The sequence below is a fragment of the Peptoniphilus sp. genome (assembly GCF_022767005.1).
GTDB lineage: Bacteria > Bacillota > Clostridia > Tissierellales > Peptoniphilaceae > Peptoniphilus_A.
In genome coordinates, this window is the sequence record NZ_JALEOV010000027.1 from 23,970 (window position 1) to 31,328 (window position 7,359).

A 7,359-nucleotide genomic window follows, 5' to 3' on the forward strand; every position below is an offset into this window, starting at 1 on the left:
CCTTAATTAAACAGCCTATCTGACTTAAAACTGCTTATGTCTAAATTGTATTTTATATATTTTATAATAATATTGTGCAAATATTTTTTTCTATTCACATCAATTTCTTCCATGTCTTCCAGCTCTTCAAACTTATTATAAAGTAGTTTGTTTAAGTAAACTAAATCCCTTCTCGATAGAGAAAAAGAATAGGGATCTTGAAAATCTATAATTCCCTCTCTTACAGAAAAATAAGATTTTTCTTTTATATCAAGCTTAGGCCTATAACCTATAAAGGATAAATATTTTAGTTCAAAGGCGATAGCAAGTGAAATTGGATCCTTTGTAAAGTTAAAAAAGTTTAGAGATTTTCTCATTAGGTCAAAAACTCTTTCATTAGCCTCACCACGAATAGAAGATTTTTCTAAAATCTCAAGGAGAATTGATGCATAAATTAAATTATAATAATCATCTCTAATTTTAAAATTAGACTCTACAATTTTTGCATCGCCAATATAAAAAAAGTTTTGTCCCTTTTTCAAAAGATATTCATTTACGCCAAAAACTTGTGAAACTCCTAAATTTTTGGACTTTGGAGTCATAGCTCCCTTTACCATTATGGAAATTTTCCCATAATTTCTAGTAAAAACCCTAATAATTTTCGAGCTCTCGCCAAATTCCATTTCATTTAAGACAATTCCCAAGGTGTAATTATTTGTCGTAGCCAAATCTTTTTACCAAGTTTTCTCTTTCTCTCCAATTTTTTTCAACTTTTACCCAAATTTGTAGATTAACCTTCGCATCTAAAAGTTTTTCGATATCTTCTCTTGCTTCAGTTCCAATTGTCTTTAACATTGATCCACCTTTTCCAATTAAAATACCCTTGTGTGAATCTCTTTCCACATAAATATTTGCTTCGATATCATAAATGTTTTTATCTTCTCTCTTTTTAAATTTCTCGATTGAAATGGCAAGACCATGGGGAACTTCTTCATTTAAGTATTTTAGTCCCTTTTCTCTAATTATTTCTGATACAATAAACCTTTCATTTTTATCTGTAATCATGTCATCTGGATAGTACATTGGACCAGGTTTTAAATATTTTTTTAAAGTTTCTAAGTAAAGGTCAACTCCGTCGTTTTTCATTGCTGAAATAGGAATAATTTCATTAAAAATTTCTTCCTTTGCATACATTGAAATAATCTCTAAAAGTTCATCTTTTCTTATTGTGTCAACTTTGTTAATTAGTAAAATTATTGGAATTATGCCTTCATATTCTTTCAAAATGTCAATAATTGATCTTTCGGCTTTTCCAATTCTCTTTGAAGTGTCCACAATATAAGTTATTACATCAGCATCTTCTATGCTTTCCTTTGATTCGGTAAGCATAAATTCACCAAGCTTATTTTTTGGCCTTTGTATTCCCGGCGTATCTAAAAATATTATTTGTGAATTATAATCTGTGTGAATAAAAGTAATGTTTTGTCTTGTAGTTTGTGGCTTTGAAGATATGGCTGAAATCTTTTCACCAATTATAGCATTTAATAAAGTTGACTTTCCAACATTAGGTCTGCCCACTACAGATACATATCCTGATTTAAAATTATTTTCTGTCATTTTCATCTCCCATAAGGTCCTCTGGACCAAAGGAATGAGGTAAAATTTCCTCAATTCCGTAAACTTTGTAATCTTCCGTAGAGTTTGCAATTATTATTTCAGGATTTTTTGAAAATTCACGAATAACTTGTCTGCATACTCCGCAGGGAAAAGTGTAGTCGCTATCTCCGACTACGGCAATTTTTTTTATTTCTCTTTTGCCCTCAGAAACCGCCTTGAAAATCGCAGTCCTCTCTGCACAATTTGTTGGAGAATAGGAAGCAATTTCAATGTTTCCGCCAGAATAAACTGACCCATCTTCCATTTCAACTGCACATCCCACATTAAAGTGTGAGTAAGGCGTATATGTCATGTTATCTCTTGCCTTTATAGCAAGTTCTATTAATCTATTATATTCCATTTAACCAACTACCTTAAATACAAATATGGCAACACATATTCCAAGTATTGCACCAACGACCACTTCTGAAACTTTATGGATTTTACCTTCAACACGACTTTCAGCAACTAAAAACGCAAGTCCAAAGGAACATAGCGTTACAAGAGAATTTTCTGCAATCATAGTTATAATTGTAGCTGCACAAAAAGAAATTGCAGAATGTCCACTTAGTCCTCCACCTTGGAAATATGTACCTCCACTCTTTTTAGCCATTAAAAGTTTTGCACCAACTGTTGCAATTATAATTATAAGTAGGGACACAAAAGCCAAGTGATTTGGCATATTTTTTATTTTAAACAAAAGTAAGTCTCCAAAAGATGCAAATTTGTCGTAAAAAACTAAATAAGCTACTACTATTGCATTGATTGCTGTTATTAAAACTGCACCAGCTGATACGTCTTTTACATATTTTGCTATTGGATTATACTCTTGAACAACTAGGTCAATTGTCCTTTCAATAGCAGTATTTATCATCTCAGCAAATACTACGAGTGTAATTGCAAATAGCATTAATAAAAATTCAGTAGATGAAATGTCAAAAAAGAGAGATAAAATAATTATTCCAAGTGCTGCAAGATAGTGAAACTTCATGTTTCTTTCTGTTTTTAACACAGAAATGATTCCCTGCACTGCATAATTAAATGAAGATATAAAACGTCCTTTTTTCATAAAATCACCTGTAAATTGAAAGCTCCTTCATTGCAAGTTTTTCTCTTTCTCTCATTTCTTTTTTATCTTCATCCTTCATGTGATCATAACCTAAAAGATGAAGTATGCTATGAACTGTTAGATAAGATAACTCTCTTTCATTGGAATGACCTAGATCTTCTGCTTGCTCCATAACTCTTCTTGTATTTATTATAACATCTCCTAAAATTCTATTGTCTATAATAAATTCATCATCCATGGGAAAAGATAGGACATCTGTACTTTTGTCGATGCCTCTGTAATCACTATTTAATCTTCTTATCTCTTCATCTCCAACAAAAGAAACTGAAACTTCTACATTTTCGTCAAGTTCTTCAATTTTAAGAACTGCAGCAATGGATTTTTCAATTAAGTTTTTTATTTCTTCAGTTATTTCTATATCTTCTTGTCTGTCATCATAATAAACTTCCATTATTTTCCCCAACTCTTTGACTTTTTATCTTCTATTAACTTTTCCGCCTTCTCGTTATTTTTTTCATATTTTTCATAGGCATCGATAATTCTTTGAACTAGGGGATGTCTAACAATGTCATTTTTATTAAGATAAGTAATTCCTATTCCCTTAACTCCAGCAAGAATTCTAAGAACAGTTTTAAGTCCTGATTGCTTGCCACGAGGTAAATCTATTTGAGTAACATCGCCAGTAATAATTGCCTTAGAACCATATCCAAGACGAGTTAAAAACATCTTCATTTGCTCATTTGTTGTGTTTTGAGCTTCATCAAGAATTACAAAGGCAGAATCCAAAGTCCTACCTCTCATATAAGCAAGAGGTGCGACTTCAATAAGTCCCTTTTCAAATAAATTGTTGTACGTGTCATGACCAAGTATTTCAAAGAGAGCATCATAAAGAGGTCTTAAATATGGATCTACCTTATTTTGCAAATCTCCCGGCAAAAATCCCAAATTTTCTCCAGCCTCGACAGCCGGTCTAGTTAAGATTATTCTATTTACTTCCTTTGACTTGAAGGCACGAACTGCCGCTGCCATTGCAAGATAAGTTTTCCCAGTGCCCGCAGGTCCAATTCCAAATACAATGTCGTTATTGTTAATGTTATCAATATATCTCTTTTGACCGAGAGTTTTTGCCCTTATGGGTTTACCCATAGAAGTATAAACTACTGTGTCCTTTAAAAGCTCAGATACTGGTCTTTTCTCATTATTTTTAATTAAAGAAATAGAATATCTAACATCGGAAAGACTTAGGCTGTTTTGTTTCTTTGCAGTTTCAATTAAATTATTTATTAAAACTAAAGCATCTTCAACCCTTTCTTCCTCTCCATATATTAAAACCTTGTCGTTTTTAGATTTAACGAATACATCTAATTCTTTCTCAATTAAACCAATATTTTCATCTAATTTTCCAAAAACAATTGACAATAAATTTATATCATTAATATCAATGGACCTTTCCACTTTTGCCAAATATATACCCCCTTAAACGTGATTATTATAATACCACAAAAAGGCTCACTTTTCCATAGATTATGAAAAGCAAGCCCTTGTTTATCTAAGACTTAAAGGTTTGTCAAAAATTTCCTTATAAACAATTATTTTCGGCAAATCTTCTACACCAAAATCTAAAAAATTAAGATTAATATTTTCACTACTTTCATCTTCATAAAAAATTTGGTCAGATTCACATTCTTTAATAAACTCACTGTCAATTATTTTGTCACTGTCCTTTTCTAAATTATAAGTTTTTGACAAATTATAAGTGTTTTCAAGATTGTAAGTTTCCGACAAATTTTCTTCTTTAGAATTCTTTTTATCTTGATTTTTTAACTTTCTACTCTCTAAAAGTTTTTCCTTTAATTCTTTTTGAAAAAGTTTTGGATCTTTATCTATTAAAATATTCTCCTTTATTTTTTTAGATTCTCCTTTAGAATTCTTTTTATTCTTTTCTTTTTCTCTCTCTTCATTGATTATTCTTTTTATTTCACTAGCTAGAGTATCTGTATCTAATTTTCTATCTCCGTGAAACTTTCTGTTTTCTTCGTGAATATCTTCAGTAAATTTTCTTTTCCCACGCTTCATAATGGTTAATAATATTTTAAAAATTATCACAAAAATTATGGCTGGCATTAAAGAAAATATTGTTATGAGAATACTAAAATTAGGATTCATTATTTATTTTCCTTTTTTTGATTCTTGTCAGAAATTTTTGAAATAGAATTTCTCATATCAGTGTCAGAATTTATATTTTTCATTTTGTAATAATCAAAGACTCCTAAGTTTCCACTCTTTAAAGCTTCCGCCATTGCAATAGGAACTTGTGATTCAGCTTCCACAACTTTTGCCCTCATTGCTTCAACTTCAGCCTTCATTTCTTGCTCACGAGCAAGAGCCATAGCACGTCTCTCACTTGCTTTAGCTTCTGAAATTCTCTTATCAGCTTCTGCTTGATCAGTTTGAAGTCTTGCACCAATATTTCTTGCAACATCTACGTCTGCAATATCAATAGATAAAATTTCATAGGCAGTACCTGAGTCAAGACCCTTGTCAAGTACAACTCTAGAAATTGAATCTGGATTTTCCAAAACTGCTTTGTAACTTTGAGATGAGCCCACAGTCGTTACAATTCCTTCACCAACTCTTGCGATAATAGTTTGTTCACCTGCACCGCCGACAAGCCTTTCAATATTTGCTCTAACAGTTACCTTTGCCTTAACAATTACTTCAATACCATCTTGAGCAACTGCAGAAATATTTGGCGTTTCAATAACCTTTGGGTTAACTGAAACTTGTACCGCTTCAAGAACATCTCTACCAGCTAAATCAATTGCTGCAGCTCTTTCAAATTGTAGGGGAATGTTTGCTCTTTGTGCCGCAATAAGTGCATCTACAAGAGTATTTACATTACCACCAGCAAGATAGTGTGCTTCAAGATTAGAAATTTCAAGATTTAAACCAGCTTTAGTTGCCTTAATAGCAGGAACAACAATCCTTGAAGGTTTAACCCTTCTAAGTTTCATACCAATAAGTTCTGAAATTTTAATTTTGACACCAGAAAAAAATGCCGTAACCCATAGTCCAATAGGAACAAAGGACAAAAATATTGATATAATTATAAAAATTAATACAATAACTACAATGCTTCCAAAGGGATAAATATTCATAAATCCTCCTAAATATTTTTTTCGACGAAAACTCTTGCGCCGCTAATTCTAACTACTATAACCGATTCATTCTTTCCAATGAAGCCAACATCTGAAATAACTTCAATTTTTTTATCTTCAAAAGTGGCATAACCAGTTGGCCTTAAAGCCGTCTTAGTTATTAAAACATCTCCTACTTTTACCTCTTCGCTCTTAACAGATACATATCCTCTTTCAGTTGAACTTTCTGTAAAAAGTCTAAGTCTATTTATAACTTCAGAGTCTATTCCCTTTTTCAAAAGAATAAATCCTAAGACAATTGCAATTACAAGGGCAATCGCAAGAGAAAAAATAGCAAAGTAAATATCTTTCATAGATAAAACAATAGCCGCTGATATTGAAAGTATTCCGCTTATTCCTGCTACACCAAAACCTGGAATCATTATCTCAAAACCAATCAATAAAAGTCCCAAGACAAACAACAAAATCTCAAACCAATTAGTGTTTCCCATTGTGATATTTCCCCAAAAGAATATTACAAAGGAAAGGATTGAAATAATTCCGCCTAAGCCAAAACCTGGCGTCAAAATTTCAAAAACAGCGCTCACAATTGCAATGATAAGTAAAATTGTAAAAATATAATCATTGGAAAAAATACTTTCTATAAAATTACTTTCCCCTACTGCGTATACAAAGTTTGTAAATAGTATTAAAAATGGAAGAGCGTAAAAACATTTTTTTAAATTTTTCAAGTTGACCTCCTTTTCTAGAAAGTATTTACCCATAATATTTTATCAATAATCGAAAAAAATTTTAATATATTGTAAAATTTCTCTTTCAAACTAAAATTAAAATAATTTGTATTTTTAAATATTAAAATTTTTCTATAAAATTCATTTAATTTAAAATCCTTTAATTTTATACAGAAAATTTTATAAAAAAATCGTGCATCAATTTCGCATAATAACGATAATGATACACGATATGGTGCTAAAGGTGGGAACTTGAACCCAAAAAGTTATTTCTTACACACATTGCAATAGCATTGTTACAGTAGCTTTTAAATATACAAGTGGACTACAAAAGTGGATACAAAATTTCAATTTAGAATTAATAAACAATAATGTAAAATGGATCTCTAATAATCTGACCTTATCTATATTTATACATAAAAAAATAAGCCTGGAGAAATAAATCTTCAGGCTTAAAAAATTTTATTATTCTTTAAAATCTTTTGTTTCAATATAATTTGTCACATCACTTGGTTTTGAATCTGCAATTCCTTCAGATAACATATAGATACATAAACCTCCAATGGCACTAATGAGTGCAACAATTCTTTCTGTTGTTTCTGCTGGAGCATTAAAAAATGCAACAAGTGCAATTACAACTGCACTAATGCAAGCCCAAAATTTTCTACTTCCTAATTTTCTTAATAAATCTTCTTTTTTCATTTTATCACCTCAAATAACATTGATAATTGTATTTAACTTTCTTCCTTGGTCTTTTATTATTTTC

At 30.8% G+C, this 7,359-nt stretch carries 10 protein-coding genes; all 10 read right to left on the bottom strand.

What is annotated here, in order from left to right; all coding sequences use genetic code 11:
- Nucleotides 1-2: 2 nt before the first annotated feature.
- A complete protein-coding gene (gene recO, locus MR285_RS02260; protein WP_293557605.1) occupies nt 3-707 on the bottom strand; it encodes a DNA repair protein RecO in 705 nt (234 codons plus the stop codon).
- A complete protein-coding gene (era, locus tag MR285_RS02265; RefSeq protein WP_293557607.1) occupies nt 691-1,596 on the bottom strand; it encodes a GTPase Era in 906 nt (301 codons plus the stop codon). The genes recO and era overlap by 17 nt, the downstream gene beginning before the upstream one ends.
- On the bottom strand, nt 1,583-1,996 hold the full coding sequence (locus MR285_RS02270; protein WP_293557609.1) for a cytidine deaminase: 414 nt from the start codon (nt 1,994-1,996) through the stop codon (nt 1,583-1,585). Before MR285_RS02270 ends, era begins: the two co-directional genes overlap by 14 nt.
- Nucleotides 1,997-2,704, bottom strand: a complete 708-nt coding sequence (locus MR285_RS02275) for a diacylglycerol kinase (RefSeq protein WP_169967696.1) — start codon at nt 2,702-2,704, stop codon at nt 1,997-1,999. It lies immediately after the preceding gene.
- A gap of 4 nt (nt 2,705-2,708) precedes the next feature.
- The gene (gene ybeY, locus MR285_RS02280; RefSeq protein WP_293557613.1) at nt 2,709-3,155 is read right to left on the bottom strand and encodes an rRNA maturation RNase YbeY; all 447 of its coding nucleotides are present in this window, start codon (nt 3,153-3,155) and stop codon (nt 2,709-2,711) included.
- Entirely contained in the window at nt 3,155-4,168 is a 1,014-nt protein-coding gene (locus MR285_RS02285) for a PhoH family protein (protein ID WP_293557615.1), read from the bottom strand. Before MR285_RS02285 ends, ybeY begins: the two co-directional genes overlap by 1 nt.
- Nucleotides 4,169-4,249: 81 nt before the next feature.
- Entirely contained in the window at nt 4,250-4,870 is a 621-nt protein-coding gene (locus tag MR285_RS02290; protein WP_293557616.1) for a hypothetical protein, read from the bottom strand.
- The gene (gene floA / locus MR285_RS02295; RefSeq protein ID WP_293557618.1) at nt 4,870-5,862 is read right to left on the bottom strand and encodes a flotillin-like protein FloA; all 993 of its coding nucleotides are present in this window, start codon (nt 5,860-5,862) and stop codon (nt 4,870-4,872) included. The genes MR285_RS02290 and floA overlap by 1 nt, the downstream gene beginning before the upstream one ends.
- 8 nt (nt 5,863-5,870) lie before the next feature.
- On the bottom strand, nt 5,871-6,593 hold the full coding sequence (locus MR285_RS02300; protein ID WP_293557620.1) for an NfeD family protein: 723 nt from the start codon (nt 6,591-6,593) through the stop codon (nt 5,871-5,873).
- A 465-nt stretch (nt 6,594-7,058) separates the two neighbouring features.
- Nucleotides 7,059-7,295: a hypothetical protein gene (locus MR285_RS02305; RefSeq protein ID WP_169967704.1), complete on the bottom strand. Its 237-nt coding sequence runs from the start codon at nt 7,293-7,295 to the stop codon at nt 7,059-7,061.
- Nucleotides 7,296-7,359: the final 64 nt, after the last annotated feature.